Annotated in this window: 22 protein-coding genes and 1 pseudogene; 1 reads left to right on the forward strand and 22 read right to left on the reverse strand. The window is 48.7% G+C overall.

What is annotated here, in order from left to right; translation table 11 throughout:
- Positions 1-128: 128 nt before the first annotated feature.
- The 20 genes and pseudogenes from N1078_RS17900 to N1078_RS17995 form a co-directional block, all read right to left on the reverse strand.
- Positions 129-452 (reverse strand): ComEA family DNA-binding protein, encoded by a 324-nt coding sequence (locus N1078_RS17900; protein WP_274089467.1) that lies wholly within the window; start codon positions 450-452, stop codon positions 129-131.
- Between the two features lie 294 nt (positions 453-746).
- Positions 747-2,675 (reverse strand): polysaccharide biosynthesis protein, encoded by a 1,929-nt coding sequence (locus N1078_RS17905; RefSeq protein WP_443218122.1) that lies wholly within the window; start codon positions 2,673-2,675, stop codon positions 747-749.
- A 282-nt stretch (positions 2,676-2,957) separates the two neighbouring features.
- Positions 2,958-3,530, reverse strand: a complete 573-nt coding sequence (locus N1078_RS17910; protein ID WP_274089469.1) for an acetyltransferase — start codon at positions 3,528-3,530, stop codon at positions 2,958-2,960.
- Positions 3,527-4,561, reverse strand: coding sequence for an MraY family glycosyltransferase (locus N1078_RS17915; protein WP_274089470.1), 1,035 nt, complete (start codon positions 4,559-4,561; stop codon positions 3,527-3,529). The genes N1078_RS17910 and N1078_RS17915 overlap by 4 nt, the downstream gene beginning before the upstream one ends.
- A complete protein-coding gene (locus N1078_RS17920; protein WP_274089471.1) occupies positions 4,558-5,532 on the reverse strand; it encodes a UDP-glucose 4-epimerase family protein in 975 nt (324 codons plus the stop codon). The genes N1078_RS17915 and N1078_RS17920 overlap by 4 nt, the downstream gene beginning before the upstream one ends.
- Positions 5,533-6,417, reverse strand: a complete 885-nt coding sequence (locus N1078_RS17925) for a glycosyltransferase (RefSeq protein ID WP_274089472.1) — start codon at positions 6,415-6,417, stop codon at positions 5,533-5,535.
- 247 nt (positions 6,418-6,664) lie between these two features.
- Positions 6,665-7,096: a DapH/DapD/GlmU-related protein gene (locus N1078_RS17930; protein WP_274089473.1), complete on the reverse strand. Its 432-nt coding sequence runs from the start codon at positions 7,094-7,096 to the stop codon at positions 6,665-6,667.
- Between the two features lie 119 nt (positions 7,097-7,215).
- The gene (locus N1078_RS17935; RefSeq protein WP_274089474.1) at positions 7,216-8,379 is read right to left on the reverse strand and encodes an O-antigen polymerase; all 1,164 of its coding nucleotides are present in this window, start codon (positions 8,377-8,379) and stop codon (positions 7,216-7,218) included.
- Positions 8,363-9,322 (reverse strand): glycosyltransferase, encoded by a 960-nt coding sequence (locus N1078_RS17940; RefSeq protein ID WP_274089475.1) that lies wholly within the window; start codon positions 9,320-9,322, stop codon positions 8,363-8,365. Before N1078_RS17940 ends, N1078_RS17935 begins: the two co-directional genes overlap by 17 nt.
- Positions 9,319-10,572, reverse strand: coding sequence for an O-antigen translocase (locus tag N1078_RS17945; RefSeq protein WP_274089476.1), 1,254 nt, complete (start codon positions 10,570-10,572; stop codon positions 9,319-9,321). The genes N1078_RS17940 and N1078_RS17945 overlap by 4 nt, the downstream gene beginning before the upstream one ends.
- 67 nt (positions 10,573-10,639) lie before the next feature.
- On the reverse strand, positions 10,640-11,743 hold the full coding sequence (locus N1078_RS17950) for a DegT/DnrJ/EryC1/StrS family aminotransferase (protein ID WP_274089477.1): 1,104 nt from the start codon (positions 11,741-11,743) through the stop codon (positions 10,640-10,642).
- Positions 11,736-12,680, reverse strand: a complete 945-nt coding sequence (locus tag N1078_RS17955) for a GNAT family N-acetyltransferase (RefSeq protein ID WP_274089478.1) — start codon at positions 12,678-12,680, stop codon at positions 11,736-11,738. Before N1078_RS17955 ends, N1078_RS17950 begins: the two co-directional genes overlap by 8 nt.
- Positions 12,674-13,591, reverse strand: coding sequence for a hypothetical protein (locus tag N1078_RS17960; protein ID WP_274089479.1), 918 nt, complete (start codon positions 13,589-13,591; stop codon positions 12,674-12,676). The genes N1078_RS17955 and N1078_RS17960 overlap by 7 nt, the downstream gene beginning before the upstream one ends.
- Before the next feature lie 10 nt (positions 13,592-13,601).
- Positions 13,602-14,276: an acetyltransferase gene (locus N1078_RS17965; RefSeq protein ID WP_274089480.1), complete on the reverse strand. Its 675-nt coding sequence runs from the start codon at positions 14,274-14,276 to the stop codon at positions 13,602-13,604.
- Complete coding sequence (locus N1078_RS17970; RefSeq protein ID WP_274089487.1) at positions 14,263-14,685, reverse strand: sugar 3,4-ketoisomerase; 423 nt, start codon at positions 14,683-14,685, stop codon at positions 14,263-14,265. The genes N1078_RS17965 and N1078_RS17970 overlap by 14 nt, the downstream gene beginning before the upstream one ends.
- A gap of 6 nt (positions 14,686-14,691) precedes the next feature.
- Positions 14,692-15,246: pseudogene (gene rfbC / locus N1078_RS17975) on the reverse strand (dTDP-4-dehydrorhamnose 3,5-epimerase); the annotation flags it as partial.
- Positions 15,243-16,133, reverse strand: a complete 891-nt coding sequence (gene rfbA / locus N1078_RS17980; protein ID WP_274089481.1) for a glucose-1-phosphate thymidylyltransferase RfbA — start codon at positions 16,131-16,133, stop codon at positions 15,243-15,245. The pseudogene rfbC and the gene rfbA, both read right to left, overlap by 4 nt.
- Positions 16,134-16,136: 3 nt before the next feature.
- Complete coding sequence (rfbD, locus tag N1078_RS17985; protein ID WP_274089482.1) at positions 16,137-17,021, reverse strand: dTDP-4-dehydrorhamnose reductase; 885 nt, start codon at positions 17,019-17,021, stop codon at positions 16,137-16,139.
- A complete protein-coding gene (gene rfbB, locus N1078_RS17990) occupies positions 17,018-18,157 on the reverse strand; it encodes a dTDP-glucose 4,6-dehydratase (RefSeq protein WP_274089483.1) in 1,140 nt (379 codons plus the stop codon). The genes rfbD and rfbB overlap by 4 nt, the downstream gene beginning before the upstream one ends.
- A 90-nt stretch (positions 18,158-18,247) precedes the next feature.
- Positions 18,248-19,321, reverse strand: coding sequence for an LPS O-antigen chain length determinant protein WzzB (locus tag N1078_RS17995; RefSeq protein ID WP_274089484.1), 1,074 nt, complete (start codon positions 19,319-19,321; stop codon positions 18,248-18,250).
- 313 nt (positions 19,322-19,634) lie between these two features.
- Here N1078_RS17995 and N1078_RS18000 point away from each other — a divergent pair, with 313 nt between their 5' ends.
- Entirely contained in the window at positions 19,635-20,663 is a 1,029-nt protein-coding gene (locus N1078_RS18000) for an IS30 family transposase (RefSeq protein ID WP_274089485.1), read from the forward strand.
- Positions 20,664-20,771: 108 nt separating this feature from the next.
- Here the strand turns inward: N1078_RS18000 and N1078_RS18005 are convergent, their stop codons facing one another.
- Both N1078_RS18005 and ihfB read right to left on the reverse strand, forming a co-directional pair.
- Entirely contained in the window at positions 20,772-21,428 is a 657-nt protein-coding gene (locus N1078_RS18005; RefSeq protein WP_274089486.1) for a hypothetical protein, read from the reverse strand.
- Between the two features lie 199 nt (positions 21,429-21,627).
- Positions 21,628-21,912: an integration host factor subunit beta gene (ihfB, locus tag N1078_RS18010; protein ID WP_090238453.1), complete on the reverse strand. Its 285-nt coding sequence runs from the start codon at positions 21,910-21,912 to the stop codon at positions 21,628-21,630.
- Positions 21,913-22,094 lie beyond the last annotated feature (182 nt).

Raw genomic sequence — 22,094 nt, forward strand, 5'->3', positions numbered from 1 at the left:
TCCAAGTCGCCAGGCTCACCACCACAGTGAACCCGACAGCGCCAGTCACGGCGCTACGCGCCATGCCTGGCGCACCATAAAAAAGCCGGTAGATAACCGGCTTCGTTTTTCGCAACAACTTTTTTCCGTCAGTTAATACTCAACTTATCGCGATTTTTCTCCAGTGTTGCTTCGCCAATCCCTTTAACTTCCAGTAACTCATCCACCGAAGCAAAGTCACCATGCTCATCACGATAAGCAACAATCGCCAGCGCTTTAACTTCACCAATCCCCAGCAACTCTCGTTGCAGGGTGGCCGCATCGGCAGTATTCAGATTGACTTTGGTGACTGGAGCAACTTCAGCACTCGGTGCTTCAGCGCTAGATGAGCTAGGCACCTCCGCCGCTGACACCATCAGTGAGAAAGAAGCTAACAAGGCAAACAACAGAGAAGAGAGTTTAGCGTTAAGCATCGTGTGCATCCTTTCGTTAGTTTTATAGAAGCGCATGGCAATCCAGCTTCATGCTTTCTCAAAACTAGACGTTGTTACGCCACTGTCAAACTACCCTGCCAAAAATTGTTTACTTTGCGGCTCATGACGCGTTCAAAAAGCATCCACGTGCTGCATGAACAGGCACATAACTCTATATGGAGCGGGCTTGCCCGCGAACTTAAGGGCTGCTGCCATCTTCAAGATCAAGGGTGTATCAGCCATTGATCGCGGCCGAGGCAGCTCCTACAAAGTAAATCTCTGGCTTAGCCCTACTTATGGCTCTATTCGGCGCTGCTGATAAATCCAGTCTACAATTTCACCTTCTGGTTTGTAACCACTCACCGTCTCGCGTAATAGCTGGCGTACCCGATCGTAGTCATCGCGCTCAACGGCACCGAGCAACTCGGCTAAACGCACTTTGAACGCCTCCCAGGGCAGGTGTTCTTCATTAGCCCGCATGATCATTGGGTGCTCAGTCTGACTGACGTTATCGCCAATCAGCAACTCTTCGTACAGCTTCTCGCCAGGGCGTAAGCCAGAAAACTCGATGGCAATATCACCCTGCGGACTCTTCTTAGAGCGAACACTCAAGCCACTGAGATGAATCATCTTTTCCGCCAAATCGGCAATTTTGACCGGCTCACCCATGTCCAGCACGAATACATCACCGCCCTCCCCCATGGCTCCCGCCTGGATGACCAACTGTGCCGCTTCCGGGATGGTCATAAAGTAGCGGGTGATATTGGGATGAGTGACCGTAACCGGCCCGCCCTTACGAATCTGCTCGTGGAACAGAGGGATTACCGAGCCCGATGAGCCCAATACATTGCCAAAACGCACCATGGTAAAGCGCGTCTTGTTTAATTGGCGCAGCGCCTTTTCATCCTCAAACAACACAGGCGCTGCTTCACGGCTAAGTGCCTGCAATACCATCTCGGCCAGGCGCTTGGTACTGCCCATAACATTGGTGGGGCGCACGGCTTTATCGGTTGAGATCAGCACAAAGTTGTTTACCCCTGCCCTGATAGCCGCCTGCGCAGTATTAAGCGTCCCAACCAAATTATTCAGCACACCTTCGGCAATGTTGTGCTCCACCATCGGTACATGCTTATAGGCAGCAGCATGATAGACGGTGTCCACCTTCCAGGTTTGCATCACATCGCGTAGCTTATCTGCATTGCGAATCGAGCCCAAAATCGGCACCAAGCGAAGTGACAACGACTCACGCTTGATCCGCGCCTCCAACTCGCTGTGAATGCTGTACAGGTTGTACTCGCTGTGCTCGAACAGCAGCAGCGTTGCAGGTTGGTTAAGCATTATCTGCCGGCACAACTCAGCGCCAATCGAGCCGCCAGCGCCAGTGACAGCCACCACCTGCCCGCGAATGCAGCGTTCAAACAACACCTGCTGCGGAGGAACGGAATCGCGCCCTAGCAAGTCGGCGATATCCACTTCTTGAACATCCTCAACCTTAACTCGCCCACTGGCCAAGTCCATAAAGCCGGGAATGCTGCGCACGTGAAGTGGAAAACGCTCTAGCTCCTCAAGAATCTGCCGCCGCCGCCCACGCGAGGCTGAAGGCATAGCCAAGAGAATCTCATCAGCACCTGTTTCATTGATCATCTGCTGGATGTGCTTGGAGGTGTAAACCCGCAGCCCGGCAATGCTGCGATTGGCGATACCTGAATCGTCATCGATAAAGGCCACTGGGCGCATGGCACGCCCAAGACGCAAAGCAGCCACCAACTGGTTACCTGCTGCGCCCGCGCCATAAATCGCCACTTTCGGCAAACCACTTTCACGGCCTTGGATTTTGCTCGGCTGGCTGGCAGAGAACCAATCCCCCATAAAATACTGGCGCATCATCAGGCGCAACCCACCGACCATTACCAAACTCAGCCACCAATAATTGAACACCATTGAGCGCGGGATTAGCTTGGGCGCCTCCTGATGCCAATAAACGGCAAGTGCCAGCAATAGCGCAGAAAGTGTTACGGCCTTACCGATAGCCAGCAGCGCATCGTTGCCGAAATAACGCATAACCGCACGGTACATACCAAAACGAACAAATAGCGGAATCGTGATAACCGGCGCCAACGCGAACAACCAGGCATGCCCGCCGAGGGGTTCGATAGACTTGCTATCACCCAAGCGCACCACAAACGCCAACCACAGCGCACTCCAGACAAGCACCACGTCCATGGCCACCTGAATCAGTCGCTTTTGGCGTCGTGGCAAACTAACCAGACGACTGCGCAACTTTTCGGCAAGTCTTAACACAACAAACACCTCAATCCTGAGAGCTTAAAAACAGCGGAGCCCCTCCAACGGGAAAAATCTGATTTTTGATAAATAGCCAAAAACCACCCCACTTAGGAGCGGGCCATGCCCGCGCAGCGCACAACGTCCGCCCTAAATCAAAAAATCACACCACGATCAAAACCAACAACATCACACAACCTAACCAGCAACCACCCCTTCTGCCTACAATACCGAACCAGGCGCACACACCACCCCTTCGCTAACCACCACCTGATACCCAGCGCTACACCCTGCCTGCAGCCAAGCGCGCGCGCCAATATTCACGCCACCAGCCAACTGAACACCAACGCCAAGGTGAGCGAACGCACCCAGGCTGGCATCGTGATCGACGGTGGCATTGGCATTGACGATAGCGCCCTCACCAATCACCGCGTCAACGCCCACCATCGCCAGCGCCATAATCGCCGTACCTGCGCCTATAACAGCAGCAGCACTCACGCAGGAACGAGGATGCACCACCGATACCAGCGGCAACCCAGCTGCATGAATGGCCTTGACGCACTGTTCACGCACGGCGTTATTACCCACTGCGGCAATAGCGCCTGCTGCCTGCACCTCCAGCACAACCAAGCCCGCCACATCAGCCACAACCGGCCAGCCAAAGGTTTCGCGCAGCTCCGGCCAGCGGTCATCGACAAAGGCGATTCGCTGCCACTCCCCACTGAGCAGTGCCGCTTCTGCAACAGCTTTACCGTGGCCGCCCGCACCGATGATAAGTAATGTCCGCTCGTTCACGGCCGCTGCTCCAACTCACCTGCATGGTATTTAACCGCTAGCGCCAGTAACGGCACATAGGCAATCAACACCCCCAACAAACCGTCTATGCCGCCCAGCCCCACCCAAAGCGCAATGGGTAGCAGCCACAGGATGTTGATACCGCCGACAACAAGCGTGACCGGTAAATGACGACCATACTGACGCGAAGCGTACTGGTAGGCATGGCTGCGATGGGCCTCATACACCTTATCGCCCCGCAGCAAGCGGCGTAGCAAGGTGAAGGTCGCATCGACGATAAACACCCCAAGTAAAATCAACCAACTCCACAACAATTGCGGCGCTACCCAGGTCGCCTGCAGAGACAGCACGCCCAGAGTGATGCCGAGAAAGCCACTGCCCGCATCGCCCATAAAGATCCGTGCCGGCGGAAAATTCCAGAACAGAAAACCTGCAACAGCCGCAGCCAAAAGTAAAGGCACAACAAATTCCATAGGTTGGCTTGAGTCCGCGAAGCCCAACAATCCATACAGCAACGCACCACCCAAACACACACAAATGGCCTCTACGCTGGCAATGCCATCAATGCCGTCCATGAAGTTATAGAGGTTAAGCAACCACACCAGATACACCGCCGCCAGCGCATGGCCAAACCAGCTCAGATCAGCGTTGAAACCGAACATCACCAATGGCGGCAGACCACCCAGCCAGAACAGCGCCCAAATGGCAGCGGCGAAATGCCCAAGCAAACGCCAGCGCGCGGCGATATGCCCGTGATCATCGAGAAAGCCCAACACGGCAATACCCGCGCCTGCTCCCAACAATGCCCAAGCCAACGACCACGCGATCAAATCCATACCCGCCAGCAACGGCAAGGCCAAAAAAAAACTCACCACCATAGCCACCCCACCACCGCGCGGCGTCGGCACCGAGTGCGAACTGCGCGCATTTGGAATGTCCATAAGGCTGCGAGCCAAGGCATAACGACGCAGTGCGCCAGTCAAAAAAAGCGCAACACCGGCAACCACCGGCAAAAACCACCAGATACTCATTTAGCGTGCTGTTCCAGAAAATGCTTGGCCGTTTTACGCAGCGCCTCATCGACGCTAACCGGCGGGGTCCAGTTAAGTAGTTCACGGGTTTTGCTGATGTCGACTTGCAGAGAGCCGCAAAGCCGTTGGGCAAGTGCTTGCTTACCCAACATCGCTGCCCCCGCTTCGAGCACCCAGCTAGGCACCGGCAGCAGCCGGGCCGGCTTACCCAAGGCTACGCCCATTCTGCGCAACAACTCGGTGGTAGAAACATCTTCGCCATCGCTGACCAGAAAGGTCTGGTTGGCGGCGGCGGGATGCTCGATACAGGTCACGATCAAATCAACCAGGTTATCCAGGGCAACTAGGCTACGGCGGTTATGGATAGCACCAAATGGCAACGGCACATCCTTATGCAACCAGCTCATCATGCTCAGAAAGTTGGCTTTCACCCCCGGCCCGTAGACCAACACCGGACGGATAATCACCACCTCCATCCCGGTTTTGGCTGCAAGCGCCCGCAATCCCTGTTCAGCCTCCATTTTAGAGACCCCATATGGATCGAGCGGAGCCGAATCATCATCGGCCTTGTACGGCTGGTTCGCCGTAGTACCCTCGCCATTCACCTTGATCGAGCTGATAAAGATAAAGCGACGTACACCTGCTGCAACTGCCTGCCGCGCCAAGTTCAAGGTGCCGTCGACATTGACCTTGCGGTATTCAGCCAGTGGGTCAGCCAGATCGTCGTGCATAATGTGCGCACGCGCAGCGGCATGAACCACTATATCCACACCCGTAACAGCCGCAGAATAATCGGTAGAACCATTGATGCTGCCAACAACTACAGATTCAGTCTGAGCTGAATCTAAGTCCCGAGTCGTACGGACAACCGACAGAAGACAATATTCAGAAATCTTCTGAAATGAATCCAAAAAAGCAGAACCGACAAAGCCAGTAGAACCTGTCAACAATATAACTTTCTGACTGGGCACTTAATAAACTCCCAATGTAAACATAGCGAGCAAAAAAAAGGCATCACGCGGCCGCCTGCGCAGCGCATAAAAGTTAAGGATACGGAAAAGGTATTTATTAAAATCGTCTGCCTTTTCAGGTGCAACCATATCTAAAATTAAATTAACCTGATTCCGGTACCAATGCTTACTAATCATATCAATACGATTTCTAAATGCTTTAAAGCCAACATTGGTTCCAACCTGATTACCATCATGCTGCCGATACAGCATGGAAGGCTGGGGGTCTATAAACCACTTACATCCATGATTCCGGCAAAATGCGTAAGCCAACCAGTCATGCAGCGAAACCGCCTCAATACGATGGTCATGCTTTAATAGGAAACGCTTAAACGCTAAAGCAGAATCCTGATTAAAAACGTAGGTGCAACCGGGACCAGCAGCTTCAAAAAAATGATCAAACTGCTTTTGCGATTGTGCTTTATCTATCAGAATTCTTATACCACTTGGCCAAAATGCCGTTACGTTGGACGAGTAAACATCACAATGACCAGCTTGCAGCAAAGCACAAGCACGCTGCAGTTTGTCGGCAAACCAGATATCATCTTGATCGGCAAAAGAAACAACATCAAACTCGGAAAAATCAACATCCCGAACCAAACGAAAAAAATTAGGCCCAGCCCCACCAAAGCGATCACCATAGGGCAGCATAACCACATTACTATATTTATTTGCCAGCTCACGTCCCCACTGATCTGTCCCATCGGTAGACAAGTCCACACTAACAAATAAGGTGACGTTAACGCCTTGCTGGATGAGAATGCTGTTTACTTGCGCCTCAATCCATTGCATGCCGTTATAGGCCGCGAGTAAAACAGCAACCTTGGGATCGTTATTGGTAGTCATAATCATCCAGAATTTTTAACACTTCAGCAGTTTCAACACGGCTGTATGGCGTGACAGCACAAAGAAGCTAGTGTAGTACTCTACAATCCATTATCGACCAAGACTGGCGCTTTGCAGGTGTTGGGTAATCAATAATAGCAATGGTGTTTACAATCGGGGGCTTTTCCCAATAAACCGGCAGATATAGCTCCTGAGTACAGACCCATAAAAGCAAGCCAGGCAGATCAAACATACCAATTAAAGAGTTCTAAGTACAAATTTTAATAACGCGTGCGGGAATGCCAACAGCCACCGAGTAGGCTGGCACATCACGTGTCACAACTGCACCGGCACCGATTACAGCGCCTCTACCGATTCGTACACCTTTCAGTATTATAACTTTTTCTCCAATCCACACATTATCATCAATGATAACGGGCGAAAAAATTAGCGGGCGATCCTTTGGTAACACCTCTAATTCTAACTTGCTAACGCCGCCATGATCATGATCAGAAATATAGACCTGACTGGCAATCAACACGTTATCGCCAATAGTGATGGAGTCGAGTGCAGCAATGTGGCACGAATCATTGATTTGTACGTTCTTACCAATACTTAAGGTTTTCACACCAGATTTTCTAGAGTTTCCAGCCTCAATTCGGCAGTACTGACCGGTAGTAAACCCTTGTCCAATATGCATATTAGAGAAGCCTCTAATCCGAGTGGGCTGTCTGATTATACGCGCAGGTCTAAAAAATATTTTAGTAACCATGACCGACCATGCTAGACGGAAAATATCAGGCAGGGAATATTTGGAATCTAGCATTTAGTCACGACCCTTTTAAAATGCCAAATGATAAAAAATTGAAATATAAACGGCAAATAGAAGAACGTGTCGATAAAAGGGGAGAATACGACCGCTTGATAACATACCGAGAAAGCCAACAGATCGTATATGCTGCCCCCTTGCGCCCGGCCATAGGCTACAGACGCTATGGCTTGAATGATGAACACAGGAAAAAAGGCAAACAAACCAAAATCCGAATAAAACCCTGAATATATAGTGGAAACATTTAAACCCGCATTGACAAACTGAAAAGAATCAACCGCCTTCTCAATACCCAGCATGTTATACACGACTGACGGTACTAGCTTGGCAAACGTATAGACTGGAAAATAGGATGGTTCAATCAGCTCAGCATTAAACAAAAAATTATTGAATCCTGAAACCAAATAGACATATATCCAGAGAAAGCCAGATGGTATAGCCTCAAAGAAGCTATACCACTCATCATTTAGCAGCCCGTAGTATGGATTTTGTCCTTGCCTAATATCTCCAGCAACACCAAAGAAAATAATCGTAGCAAATACAAAAGCCACCAGAATAAGCGTTCGCTTCAGCGCCGGCCTGGACATAATTAAGTAGACCGATAACATCTGAACAACCATTACCATAATGGTGCCCCGGCTCAATATCAAAAACTGCCAGATAAAAATCATCAATAACAACCAAGGAGATCGCGCTATCTTCAAATAAGCCAGCAATACGCAAAGCGCAGAAAGAAAATATATTATACTGTTGGCGATTCCATGCAAAGTAGGAATACCGAAGTCAACGTACTGACGGGAATCGCCTGAAAGTTTCCAATAGAGAGGGACCCCTCCCGAATATATAACATCAAAAACAGAAATAACCGCATAAACCCCAAACATTAGGTATACATAACGCTTTATTACAAATCTTTTATCATACAAAGCAGAACGAACTGCACTGATGTCTAATCTTTTTCTTCGACCTAAAGACAGAACCAACATAAGCCCAGCAAGTATTATATTTATACAGATGACGGTAATGGCACTCCAAGAGTACGCCACATTTATTTGAAGAATCTCCAACGAGAAGAGGAATATTAGCGACAACCATATCACTATGAATGCAGAGTTCGGATTGACTAGTATTCTCACTCTACTTACCCACGCCATTTTCAAGTTTAGATTTAGTATATTTAATTACATGGAAAATCTTTTCACCTACACGGAGTTTTGGCAAACCACTCTTCACATATATCCATACCGCTGCATAAAGAACAATGCTCGCATAACGCACATGTTCCTCATTGACCCGGGCTAAATGTTCCGAGTCATTTACTTTGATCAATCTAGCGATTGAACCTAGCAAATATCGAACCTTGGCTTTTCTACATGAGCTTACGATTTTGGGATGTTGCCGAAACCGGCGTGAAATCAGCTCAACCGTTTCTAATGTCTCCGTTATCAGAAAATCGGCTTTGGCACTGCAACCATCAGGGTGTTTGCGGTATTTCGATAAAATATTTGTAGAAAAAATAATTTTTCCACGCAACGCTAACTCTATAAAAAAAAGCCAATCCGAAACAGCGGGAATTTTAATGTTATAACCTTCATTAGGAATCAGATGTCTTTTTGCGAGAACAGAGTTAGCACCAGGTAAACCACCCTTTTCAATGATGTCGAAAAACGAAAAAATTGTTCTTTTTGGCTCGGTTATACTCAACGTAGTGCCATCTTCGTTATCGAATATCTCCACGCGGTGGTAGCAAAACGAAGCTTCGTCATCAGCGTCCAACATCCGTACCTGCTCGGATATTTTTCCTGGCAACATCACATCATCACCGGCAAAAAAACTTACATAATCTCCCGTACAGGACGCCAATGCTTTATTGCAGTTAAGTGTAATGCCAAGATTGGTTTCATTGATGCAAAGATTTATTTTGGTCGGGTAGCGTGATTTAAAATCTTGAAGGATAACGGCGGTAGCATCTGTCGAAGCATCATCACAAATAACGATTTCAATGTTGTCATAATTCTGACCAAGGATTGACTCCAAACATTCAACAATAAATTCCTCACAGTTGTATGTTGGCAGCATTACACTTACTTTCTTCACTTCAAACCCCTCAAATATATCTTGGTCACTGCCATGGTGAAAATAAAATACAGAAAATAATTCACAACAAAAGCATACATAGCGCCGACAAGACCGTAAGCGTCGGTCAGAACAACTACCCAACCCACATACATTGCACCGAAACAAAGCTCCGACAATAAAAAAGTTCGCATCATGGCTTTTGCAATCATCACATACGAAAGCACGAATGAAGCAATTTTAATTACATCACCCAACAGCTGAGGAGCATAGAGATAACGCGCAGCATAGAACTCTTCTGAAAAAAGAAGTAATGTAATCACGTCGCGCAGCATGTAGATCACCATTGAAGCGCAAATCACAACAGGCAGCAGGACCTTGTAGCCGCCCATTATTTCTCGATTTAAACTTACCTTATCAGTAATTGCTGACAGCTTCGGCAAATAATAAACACTGATTGCCATTGTAATAAACAGCAAATAGGCTTCAGACACTTTACTTACTGCTTGCCAGTAACCGACCTGTTCCCAGGAAAATTTATTAGCCAGTACGTTGCGCACCGTAATCTGGATCACGGGGGCTAACAGTGCAGAGGTCAGCGTCATAAGCGAGAATCGCGCAAGATTCCGATAATAAATCTTGTCAATATCCAGCTTGAAATATGACCACTTAAAATAATGGCTACGCTTGTAAAAAATAAAACTAATTGCTACCAAAGCTGCCTGAGACAATACATAAGCTAACAGCACACCATATAACTTAAAGTAATATCCCAGTATGCATGGCGCGAGTACACCAATAACAGCACCACATACATGGACGGCTGCTAGCCGCTTTACATCCATCGTGCCATTGATGACAGCGACAAACAGATTATGCAGCGCCACAAATATCTGTGCAAACGCCAGTACGACGATCAAACCCCGATATTGAATATCATCTAGTAGCCATAAGGTAATTTCTTTACTAAAGAGCAGCACGCCAATACACATAACCAAAGATGCTGCCAATGTAAAGCTCATCGCCGATCTTAAAAGTGCTTGCAGCTTATCCAGATCACCGCTGTATTCAGCTATATATTTAACTACTCCAGGGCCGATCCCTCCTCCGGCAAATACGACTAATAATGCGGTCAAACTCATGAACTGACCTAACTGAGCAACACCTTCTGGGCCGGCCAGAACTGCTACCAACTTTATAACTATAAAGCCCGACAACAACTTGAAAAAAGTTGCTACGGCCGTCAACGCACCAGTTTTGAGGATGTTCAATTAGTTCTGTCTATTCAATAATCTATAATCGGCTTGAAATTATAAAGCATATTACTTATTGCATAATTCATCCGGGAAATTTGTTTAGCTGCTTTATCACTTCCACTACCGACTCTTGATCATCCATCCCACTGATAGGCAAACTAAGAACTTGCTCATGCAGCTTTTCAGTCAAGGGATACTCAGACTCAAAGAGTCCCTGGTAGGCCCGCTGTTTGTGCGGTGGAATTGGATAGTGGATCAGTGTTTGAACCCCTGACTCACTGAGATAACGTTGTAGAGCATCACGTTTTTCGCATCGAATAACAAATAGATGCCAGACATGCTGCGCTTCACTATCCACTTTAGGGAGTATTAGCAACTCGTTATTTATACCAACTCGATACTGAAAAGCTGATCGCTGGCGCATTGATATTTCAATATCGAGATGTTGCAGTTTCACTCGCAACATAGCTGCCTGAATTTCGTCCAGACGACTATTCAAGCCTTGATAGAAATTCTCGTACTTTTTGTAACTTCCATAATTCCCAAGAGCCCGAACGACTTTAGCCAGCTCATCGTCGTTGGTTGTAATCGCGCCTGCGTCTCCAAGCGCTCCCAGGTTTTTTCCTGGATAGAAGCTAAAGCCGGACGCATCGCCCCAGCTCCCGGCTTTTCGCCCCATCAAAGACGCACCATGAGCTTGAGCGGAGTCCTCAAGAACAAGCAGGCCATACTGGGCTGCAAGATCAACGATTGCGGGCATGTCGGCGAGGCAACCGTAAAGATGCACAGGTAGGATAACTCGCGTTCTATCTGTTATAGCTTCTCTAATTCCAGAGACGCTGATATTGAAAGTATCAACATCAGGCTCGACCAAAACCGGAACTAAATTATTTTCAGTTATGGCGAGAACACTTGCTATATACGTATTCGCAGGGACGATCACTTCGTCGCCGTCTTTAAGTTTTCCGAGCTCTTTCCAAGCGCGAAGCGTCAGGATAAGTGCATCAAGACCGTTTGCGACGCCGATGCAATGCTTACTGCCACAGTAAGTTGCGAATTCCCGCTCAAAGCTCGAAACCTCTTGCCCTCCAATATACCAACCCGAGTCAATTACACGCGCACAGGCATCTTTTAAAGCCTGGGCATAATTTTGATTAACGGCTTTCAGGTCGAGAAAATCAATCATTCAAAGTAATCTCATAAAAATCGATTGCTATGCCACGCGCACCAAAACTTTCTTTTTGTGCGGCCAAACCTTGGTTCAAATATTTACCTTGCTCCTCAGTGGAGATTCCAAAACTGAAATAGGTATATCCCTCGGCGAGGCTGTCCTGTATCAATGTTTCAAGCAAGTAGTCCAATGCTCCGCATTCTTTACCTTGTTCACTGGTAGCAAGATACTGAGTGTGCACCACCCCATCAAATTTAAACAAAAGTACAGCCGCTAAGAGCCCCTCATTAGACCCGACTACTTTAAGTTTGATATTTTTTGGAAACAGAGCATACAACTGCTCAAGTTCGGAAACCGAGTGGGTTGGTGCAGCACCATGCTTATCAAGCACTGAACTCAATAATCCATGAAACAAAGCCCAGTCCGTCGAGTCGCTGACAACCAAATCCAGTTTTTTTGCGCGTGCAATAAGCCATTTTCTACCTTTCGACAGTTTTATACGGTCATTCAGGTAAATCACGCTGGACAAATCTCGCCTAACAACTCGACCGTTCAGCTGGTTGAAAATGAAATATAAGTCATCTTGCGAACCTTGCTTATGGAATATATAGGGAATGGACTTATAAATAATTGTTTCAAAACCATATTTTCGTGCGGTTTCTGCTAAACAGAAAAAAACTTCGGCTATGGTTTCAGAGCGTACTTTGCTTGACAGCAGCACACCGCCATAGGTCAAACCTCCATGACTGACTAGCATTTTTTCATGCTTGGAGGCAGGCAGTATTGCTACGAGCACCTCATCCTCAAAAAACATCAACGAGTAATCGGTGAACCGACTTGCATGGTATTCAACGAAATCGCGCTTGAAAAAAAAGAGGGGGGTTTTACAACCATCTACGAACGTGTTCCACTCGAGCTTTTTCGAAGTATCGTATACCTTAGCGACTACCATTCTAGAAGTTCCGCCACACCGAAGCCTTCAGCCCCCATGTTATTACCATTATAAAAGCAAAAAAATCGATCTTTAACTTCGACCAATCGAGGATAACAGAGGTGGATAGAGTCGAAACCATCTGAGGAAAGTTTCATACCAAATTCTGCATCGCGACGTACCCACACTTTCCCATCAGCTGAATATGCCACACCAGGGAAATAATCTTCTCCTGTCGTGCCGCCCTTGGTATAGAACATAAGGTAGCCATTTACTACTTTATATACCGAAGGGCGGCCAATCCTATATTCATCACCTTCAACATCTACGCAAAAATGACTCTCACCATCAAAGCGCACCCCATCAACTGATTCGGTGTACCATATATTATATTTTGGATACGGCGTGCCGTTTATGATTTCCCAGTCATCTCCAGCGGCATACCAGACCTTCCAAATATGATCTTCGTAGATGGCTGTATGTATTGCACAAATGGTATTTGCGCCGCTGCGCCTGTCCATCACTGGAGACTCACTCAGCCGAATAAACCGCTCTCCACCGTCTGTACTTTCAGCAATGCCAGTAAAAGCTAGGAATTTCGCGCGCTTGACTAACTGAAAGCCCACGTAATACATGCGTAACTTTTCACCATACTTAATGACATCGCCGAGTATCACTCCATTATCATCAAAACAGCCGTCCCGCCCTCGATCTAGAACAGGATTGGCTGATACTTTCTTGACTATCGTCGGATCCTTGGAGTCGACATCAACATAGCCTATCCTGCTGATACCTTCTGCATCCCGGAAGCCTGCATATACTCGTATCGTACTGCCATTCAATAGATAAGGCGTCGGAGTCAAAGCTGACTTCATTCTCCAATCGACTTTCCCATCTTGGGAAAACACATGACCTAACTTTTCCCATTTCATAGTACAAGCCTCATAGCTTCACACTGAAAGCACTTTTCTTTGGCATCTCTTTCGCCGGTGCACCGTAATAAATTTTTTCCGGCTCGATCAAATCTTTTGACACCAAGGCCCCTGATGCAACTATACAATCACGTGCAACCGAAACCTTATCATTAAAAGTTGAGTTCACACCTAGAAAACATGACTGGCCAATCCGACAATAACCCGACACGACGACATGGGATGACAAGAAACAATTATCTTCAATTACAGTTCTGTGTCCGATGTGATTGCCGCTCCAGAGGATCACATTGTTGCCGATCTCGACAAATGGCTGAATGGTGTTGTTTTCAAAAATAAAACAATTCTCACCCATCTTTGCATTGCGCCAAACAAATGCTTTCGAACTGATATAAGTTGCACACTTGTAACCCATTTTTTTAACAGCCTGGTATAAACGGGTTCTCAATCGGTTAAGCTGGGAAGCCGGGATAGCCACAAACACGTCGTGATCCGCAACCGAAAAATTATTTGTTAACGCTTCAAAAGCCACAATAGGTTTATCATAGAGGCTGTCCGCCTCCAAGTACTCCTGTTCCACAGCGAATCCAACTACATCATAAGCTGAGTCATACATAAAATACTCATAAGCGATCATCGCAAATTCTCCGGCGCCGACAATCACGAGCTTTTTATTCTTTTGCACTTTTAACCACCTCAAGGAAATTTTCATAGCTTCGGATGTAATCCGACTCTAAATAATGTTCGCTGGCAAATACCAACAGCACACAATCCTCACTAAAATCATGCATTTCGCGCCAGATCAAACCTCTTATCAGCAACCCTTTATCCGGAGAGTCCAAAATATAGCTTTCTATCTTTTCCCCGTCGTTAACAAGCATGGTGCATTGCCCGGCGACACAAATGGCATATTGCTGAAGATTTTTATGCGCATGAAAGCCGCGAGCAACGTCTGCCTGGGTAGCAAAAATATAATATGCTCGTTTGATATCAAAAGGTATTTCGTTACCTTGCTCAAGTGAGACCAAGCTGCCGCGCTGATCGCCAATAACCTTCAGGCTGGTTAAACGAACTTCGGATAACTGCTCCCTCATGTTTGGCAGCTCTGCCTGATTCAGCAAAGGAGCTTGTCGATCTTTATCGCTTATCAAAATATTTTGCAGGTCTGGCCACTTGATTCCAACCTCTGGATCATCCCATTTGAGGCTCCGCTCACTCCTCTTATCATAAACATCCGTTGTCTTATATAGAAAATGGGTATTTTCTTCCAGCGCGACGAATCCATGAGCGAAGCCTTCAGGAATCCACAACATTTTTTTGTTGTGCGCGCTCAACTCCACACCTATCCAATTACCAAAAGTAGCGGAGCCTTTACGAATATCCACCACGACATCATACGCAGCTCCCTGAATCACCCTAACTAGCTTTCCCTGCGCGTAGGGTGGAAGTTGATAATGTAATCCACGTAACACTCCACGCTCCGAACAAGAATGGTTGTCCTGTACAAACCCCTCAGGCACTGGCAAACCGATTTTTTTAAGTTCCAGATGAAAGTGCGGTTCATTAAAACTTTCCATAAACCAGCCACGATCATCTTCAAATACCTGTGGCTCGATAATGACGACGTCTGGAATAGCGGTTTGTATAAGCTTCACGCTGACACCTCGTTAAGCAAACCAAACAAATACTCACCATAACCAGTTTTCTTTAAGCGTTCAGCCTGTTGCATCACCTGCTCACTGGTCAACCAACCATTATGGAAGGCTATCTCTTCCAGGCAGGCAACCTTAAGGCCTTGGCGCTTTTCAATTGTATGCACGAAGTGGCTGGCTTCGAGCAGTGACTCGTGCGTGCCTGTATCCAGCCAAGCAAAGCCTCGGCCAAGCATTTCTACATTGAGGCTTTGATCCTCCAAATAAACACGATTGACGTCGGTGATTTCCAGCTCACCACGGGGCGAAGGCTTAATGCCCTTGGCAATATCAACCACACGATTATCGTAGAAATACAGACCCGTAACGGCATAGCTTGATTTTGGCTTGGTAGGCTTCTCTTCGATACTGATAGCGCGGCCGCTGGCGTCAAACTCCACCACACCAAAGCGCTCAGGATCAGCTACGTGATAACCAAACACTGTCGCGCCGTCATTTCGAGCAGCAGCCGCATTAAGGTTGGTGGAGAAATTCTGGCCGTAAAAAATATTATCGCCAAGGATCAGACAGCAGTTGTCATTACCAATAAACTCTTCGCCGATAATAAAAGCTTGGGCTAGCCCGTCCGGTGAAGGCTGCTCGGCATAGCTAAGCTGGATACCAAACTGGCTACCGTCACCCAACAACTTGCGAAAGTTTGGCAGGTCTTCCGGGGTGGAGATGATCAGTACTTCGCGAATGCCGGTCAGCATCAACACCGAAAGCGGATAATAAACCATCGGTTTGTCGTAGATTGGCAGCAGTTGCTTGGACACACCAAGGGTAATGGGATGCAAACGGCTACCGGAACCACCTGCGAGGATGATGCCTTTACGATTAGTGATGGGCATGGATTAAATCTCCTTGAGCATGCGTGATACGCCATGTTGCCAATCCGGCAATTGCAGGTTGAACCTTTGGCTCACCTTGCGGGTATCTAATCTTGAATTGTGTGGGCGCTTGGCCGGGGTGGGGTAAGCCGTGGTCAATATCGGCTCGATGTTTTGCACTGTGAGTACTGCGCCCATACTGCGAGCCTGCTCAATCACATAGCGGGCGTAACCACACCATGAGGTTTTACCAGCGGCGGCAAGATGATAAAGGCCGCTTAGTTGTGGCTGACTCATGGCTCGCTTTAGCGCATGACTGGTTACATCAGCGAGTAAATCCGCGCCTGTGGGGGCACCTACCTGGTCGTCAATCACACTCAGTTGCTCACGTTCCGCGGCCAGGCGTAGCATGGTCTTGGCAAAGTTGTTGCCACGCGCGCCATAAACCCAACTGGTACGGAAAATTAAATGCCGACAACCACTCTGCACAATGCTCTGTTCACCTTGTAGCTTGCTTTGCCCGTATTGATTGAGCGGGGCCGGTCGATCCGTTTCGGACCATGGTGCAGTACCACTGCCATCGAATACATAGTCAGTGGAGTAGTGCACCAGCCATCCATTCAACGCACACATCTCTTCGGCCATGACTTGTGGCGCCAGCGCATTGACTAGCCACGCCAACTCTGGTTCGTTTTCGGCCTTGTCGACTGCGGTATAGGCGGCGGCGTTAACGATAACGTCCGGTTGCAGGCGGCGGATGGTTTTACGCAAACCATCGAGATCAATCAGATCACCACACAGGCCGTTCTCGCCCCGACGATCAAGCACTACCAATTCGCCCAAGGGGGCTAGGGCACGCTGTAGCTCCCAACCGACCTGACCGTTCTTGCCGAATAGAAGGACTTTCATGGCTTGTCGTTACGCCGGGCATAATTCTTGTCCAACCACAGCTGGTAAGCGCCACTTTTTACGCGCTCGACCCAATCGGCATGGCCCAAATACCACTCAACCGTCTTGCGAATCCCCGACTCGAAGGTTTCGACAGGCGTCCAATTCAGTTCGCGCTGGATCTTGCTGGCGTCGATGGCGTAACGCAGGTCATGGCCGGGGCGGTCTTGGACATGGGTGATGAGTTCTTTGTAAGAGCGCATTGGCTGATGCTTGATCTGGGCGTCAGCTAAATCGTTGATCGCGAGCAAGCTCGCTCCTACTGGTGTTTGCATCGGCCGGAGTTCATCGAGCAGCTCGCAAAGGGCGTGGACTACTTCGATGTTCTGTTTTTCATTGTGGCCACCAATGTTGTAGGTCTCCCCCACTACGCCTTCGGTCACAACCTTGTATAGGGCACGAGCATGATCTTCAACATACAGCCAGTCGCGCACTTGATTGCCTTTGCCATAGACCGGCAGCGGTTTGCCTTCAAGGGCGTTAAGAATGATCAGCGGAATGAGTTTTTCCGGGAAGTGGTACGGGCCATAGTTATTTGAGCAGTTGGTAATCAGCATCGGCAGCCCGTAGGTACGACTCCACGCACGCACCAAATGGTCTGAGCTGGCCTTACTCGCAGAGTAGGGTGAACTGGGAGCGTAGGGGGTGGTTTCGGTGAACAGCGCTTCTGGGTCTTCCAGATCGCCATAGACTTCATCGGTGGAAATGTGATGAAAGCGGAAGGCTGCTTTACGAGCTGTTTCCAGCCCTTGCCAATACTGACGCGTGGCCTCGAGTAGCGTGTAAGTACCAACGATATTGGTTTCAATAAATGTGGCAGGGCCATCGATGGAGCGGTCTACGTGAGACTCAGCAGCTAGGTGCATCACGGCATCTGGTTGATGCTCTTGGAACACTCTCTGAAGTGCCATGCTGTCGCAGATGTCGACTTGCTCGAAGGCATACCGCTCACTGTCGCTGACGTCGAGCAGGGACTCTAGGTTGCCGGCATAGGTGAGCTTGTCGAGATTGACCACGCTATCAGCGGTGCTGTCGATGATGTGGCGAATAACCGCAGAACCGATAAAGCCGGCACCGCCAGTGACAAGAATTTTCATTTTATAAACCTAACTCACTCAATCAATCAATTCTAGGCATAGACTCAACTAAGGCGCTGCTGAAGTAACCACACCAAGGAAACACAAATATCAGACCTTGACTGTACGCTTTACAAGCATCAGGCGAATAAGCGCGGCAAAAATACCCAGCATCCCACCCAGTAAAACACCTAACACTAGAATAAGAGCCTTTTTAGGTTTAATAGGCTTATCTGGAGTCTCTGCCACGCTATCAACGACAAACACTGCAGCATCAGCAGGTTCAAATTTTACGCGCTCAAGAAAGTTAATTTGATTTCGAAGTGCCGATAGTTCAGTAATGAACGGATCGTCATTTTTACGAGATTCCAGCACATCTAATTCAGCACGAATGGCTTTTGCACCGCGCATGTACATCAGATTGCCATCAACAAACTCAGCAAGCTCGCCATCTGTTGAGGTTTTGCCTGCAGTTACCCGAGGGGATTCCAACCCAACAGCCTCTGCCACTTGCAACGCCTCACGCAAGCGAACAATACGATCTTCTCTATTTTTTTGAGCGGCTGCCTGAAGTACGGATATAGTTTGTTTTACAGCATTCAATTTAACAGTAACTTCAGCTTCCACATTGGCGTGCATTTGGGCCTTGGTCTTAACCTCTACCATCTGCATGATTTCGTTGACCCAACTGGCACTCAACGCCGCATCTTCCCCCTGAATCGATAGCAGATAGAGTTCCGGCCTGTTTTTATCAGACGATTGCTTTACGTTAAAAATTTTATTGAAATCAGCCCAAAGCGTTTGGCGGTTTGTTTTTTTATCTTCCGCACTCAAACTAGGCAGGTAAAGCCTCTCGAAAACCTCGCGCCTTAACTCATCAGATAGCGCACCACGCTTAACTAATGTGTAAACACCCAACACATCAAATGAATTAATCCCTGCCTCGGACAGCCCTAAGTTTAAGTTTGAAATACTGCTTTGCTGGGGTGGCAATATACTCGCGCTCGCCTCATATACGGGGGTTGTTGTAAAAGCTACCGCAGCTGCCAGCACAGTGCCGAGCATCGTTGCGGCCGCGACGAGCCACTTTTGCTGCCAAAGCCCATGGCACAGTTCGAGGAGATCAATCTCATCGCTGTTTGGTGATGGCAAGGATTGAGGGGCTTTTGAATGCAACTCACTCATTTAACGGCTGCCTTATTGCGCTTAATTGTTCGGGGATAATTACATTAACTTCTTTAGTTCTTGCGCGGTAAATCAGACTTACGACGCGGCCAGGTCGGGACTTTGCCCCTTTATCTTCATGTGCGATACGAATCTCATGTGACCATTGGCGCATTCTGGTAAAAAATCCAGGCAGTCCTTTTTCATATGCATGACCCGAATAGCCGTCCATGATATGAATTTGAGCCCGAATGGCATAGCGCTGCTCGTGTATTCCCAGGCGGCGGCAAAGTCTGAGTGCAACACCTGACCTTTTCGGTACGGTGCTGCCCCTATGTCTTATTCCGAACTCAGCGTTGAAGAGCGCGCCACCATTCAAATCGGTCATGCCCAAGGCTTCAGCCTGCGTAGGATTGCCTGCTTGATCACCCGATCCCCTTCGACCATCAGCCGGGAGCTGCGCCGCAATCGAGATGCTTGCGGTGGCTACTCGGCCCGCGTAGCCCAGCAGCAGATGCAGGCCCGCCGCCAGGTTTGTCGACCGATGCGAAAGCTGTTGCCGGGTAGCGAGCGCTTCGAGTTGGTGGCCCATATGCTGCGTGAGCGTTTGTCTCCCGAGCAGATTGCCGGCAAGCTGCGCCGCATGAACATTCCCAGCCTTAGAGATGCCTACGTCTGTCGCGAGACAATCTATAACGCGATCTATGCCTTGCCGGTCGGCGAGCTGCGTAAGGAGCTGATCATCTGCTTGCGCCAAAGCAAGACGACGCGTAGACCGCGTTCTGGCGGCGTGGATCGGCGCGGCCAGATCCCTGAGATGGTCAGCATTCATGTGCGCCCGCCGGAGATCGAAGGCCGCCTGATGCCGGGGCATTGGGAAGGCGACCTGATCAAGGGTAAGGCTAACGCCTCGTCTGTAGGCACGTTGGTGGAGCGCACCAGTGGCTACCTGATGCTGGTGAAGATGAATGACGCGACGGCAACCTCGGCGATGGAGGGCTTCAGTGCAGCGCTCAACGGCATGCCACTGGCGATGCGCAAGAGCATGACCTACGACCAGGGCCGGGAGATGGCGCGACACGCCGAGATCACCCAGAAAACCGGCATCGCGATCTACTTCTGCGACCCGCACAGCCCTTGGCAGCGCGGCAGCAACGAAAACATCAACGGTCTGATCCGTCAGTACCTGCCCAAGGGCGCAGACCTGTCGGTACACAGCCAAGAACAATTGGATGCCATAGCGTTGCAACTGAACATGCGTCCGCGTAAGCGCTTCGACTTCAAATGTCCTATCGAGGTCATGGGTGAGGTGATGCAAGCAGCCATCGCTATGCGGCATGATGCTCCAGCTTCAATTCAATAACCGTGTTGCACTCAGCTCCTGCAACCGCCCCACATAATCGGCTTTGTGTATAAACCGGTAATCTGCCGAGCTGTGATGCCTTCAGCCTGATACCCCCAAGATAGTACTTCATATGCTCATGCCCCAGCATGGCCTTGAGGTAGTTGATGATACGACCCTGAAACACATGCCGTTACCGGCCATGACGATAGCAAACTGGGCGGTTTGAGCTAATCGGTTGAGCGTTGTCTGGTGTGAGCGATGATAATCGACTGCAATCAAATTAAGAACCGCTAAAGGGTTGCACCAGCTTTTGAAAGGCGAAGGAACTTCGGAACCCCAGAAGCAATCAAGCTCCCGATATACCTGAGTGAGGCGACAACCTGAGGGGATTGAGTCAAGGATGGTCCAGTCTAGCTTGGACTGCTTTTTGCCTACCTTTGAGTTCACGACTTTAGAGTCAGACTGAACTGTCATGGCTACACCGCGCCCACTCCCTCCCTCGCCATGTAAATCCTGTGGATTGCGGCGGATGATCAGCTCTTTGAAGCTAGGGGACCTGGCGTGGTCGATATGCTCATGGGTAGCAACGAGCCCACTGACATCTAGTAGGGAAAAGTCGATGGTCAGTCGACTTAGACCAAACGTCCCTTTCGAGGAGGTTTCTGCATCTTGGAGTAACCCGCAACCAGCCAAAAAACTGTTGGCTGCATCTATAAGCAGTTTACGACGGGAACCCGTATTACCTGAGGTAGCGCAATTATTAAGGATATAAGGGAAGTCCATCGGCTAATCCATTAACTCGGGGAAAGTACATCCATGATTAAACGGTAAATAGCTATACCAGATTACCTAGCGAGTGCCGCCTGCTCAAAGCGTCTGCATTATGCCATGACTGAAACCTGATGCCAGTCTCGAATAGCAGAAGGTGCCGCTTGACGGCATTGAAATGCAACAAAGCTGCACCCTGACGGCTTAGGATGGGTTATTCGTCCTCATTCACCCGATCACGCAGCTCTTTACCCGGCTTGAAATGCGGCACAAACTTGCCGTCCAAACTCACGGAATCCCCCGTCTTGGGATTACGCCCTACCCGCGGTGCCCGATAGTGCAAGGAAAAGCTGCCAAAGCCGCGAATCTCGATACGATCGCCGGTCGACAAGGCCTGCGACATTTGTTCAAGCATGGTCTTAATCGCTAACTCGACATCTTTTGATGAGAGCTGCCCCTGATGGGTGACGATGCGCTCGATCAACTCCGACTTGGTCATGGTTTTCCCTTCTTTTTCAAGCGGCTAGATCACTAGATAGAACGGTTTTAGCATGCCTGATTGGATTTGAACAGCCTATAAAACAATACCTTAGCGATTTTCAGGATCGAGTAGGAGGCAGATTCACATCTGCCGTCCTCTCACACCACCGTACGTACGGTTCCGTATACGGCGGTTCAGGT

The sequence above is a fragment of the Pseudomonas sp. MIL19 genome, from assembly GCF_028680365.1.
In the GTDB taxonomy this organism is placed as follows: domain Bacteria; phylum Pseudomonadota; class Gammaproteobacteria; order Pseudomonadales; family Pseudomonadaceae; genus Aquipseudomonas; species Aquipseudomonas spirodelae.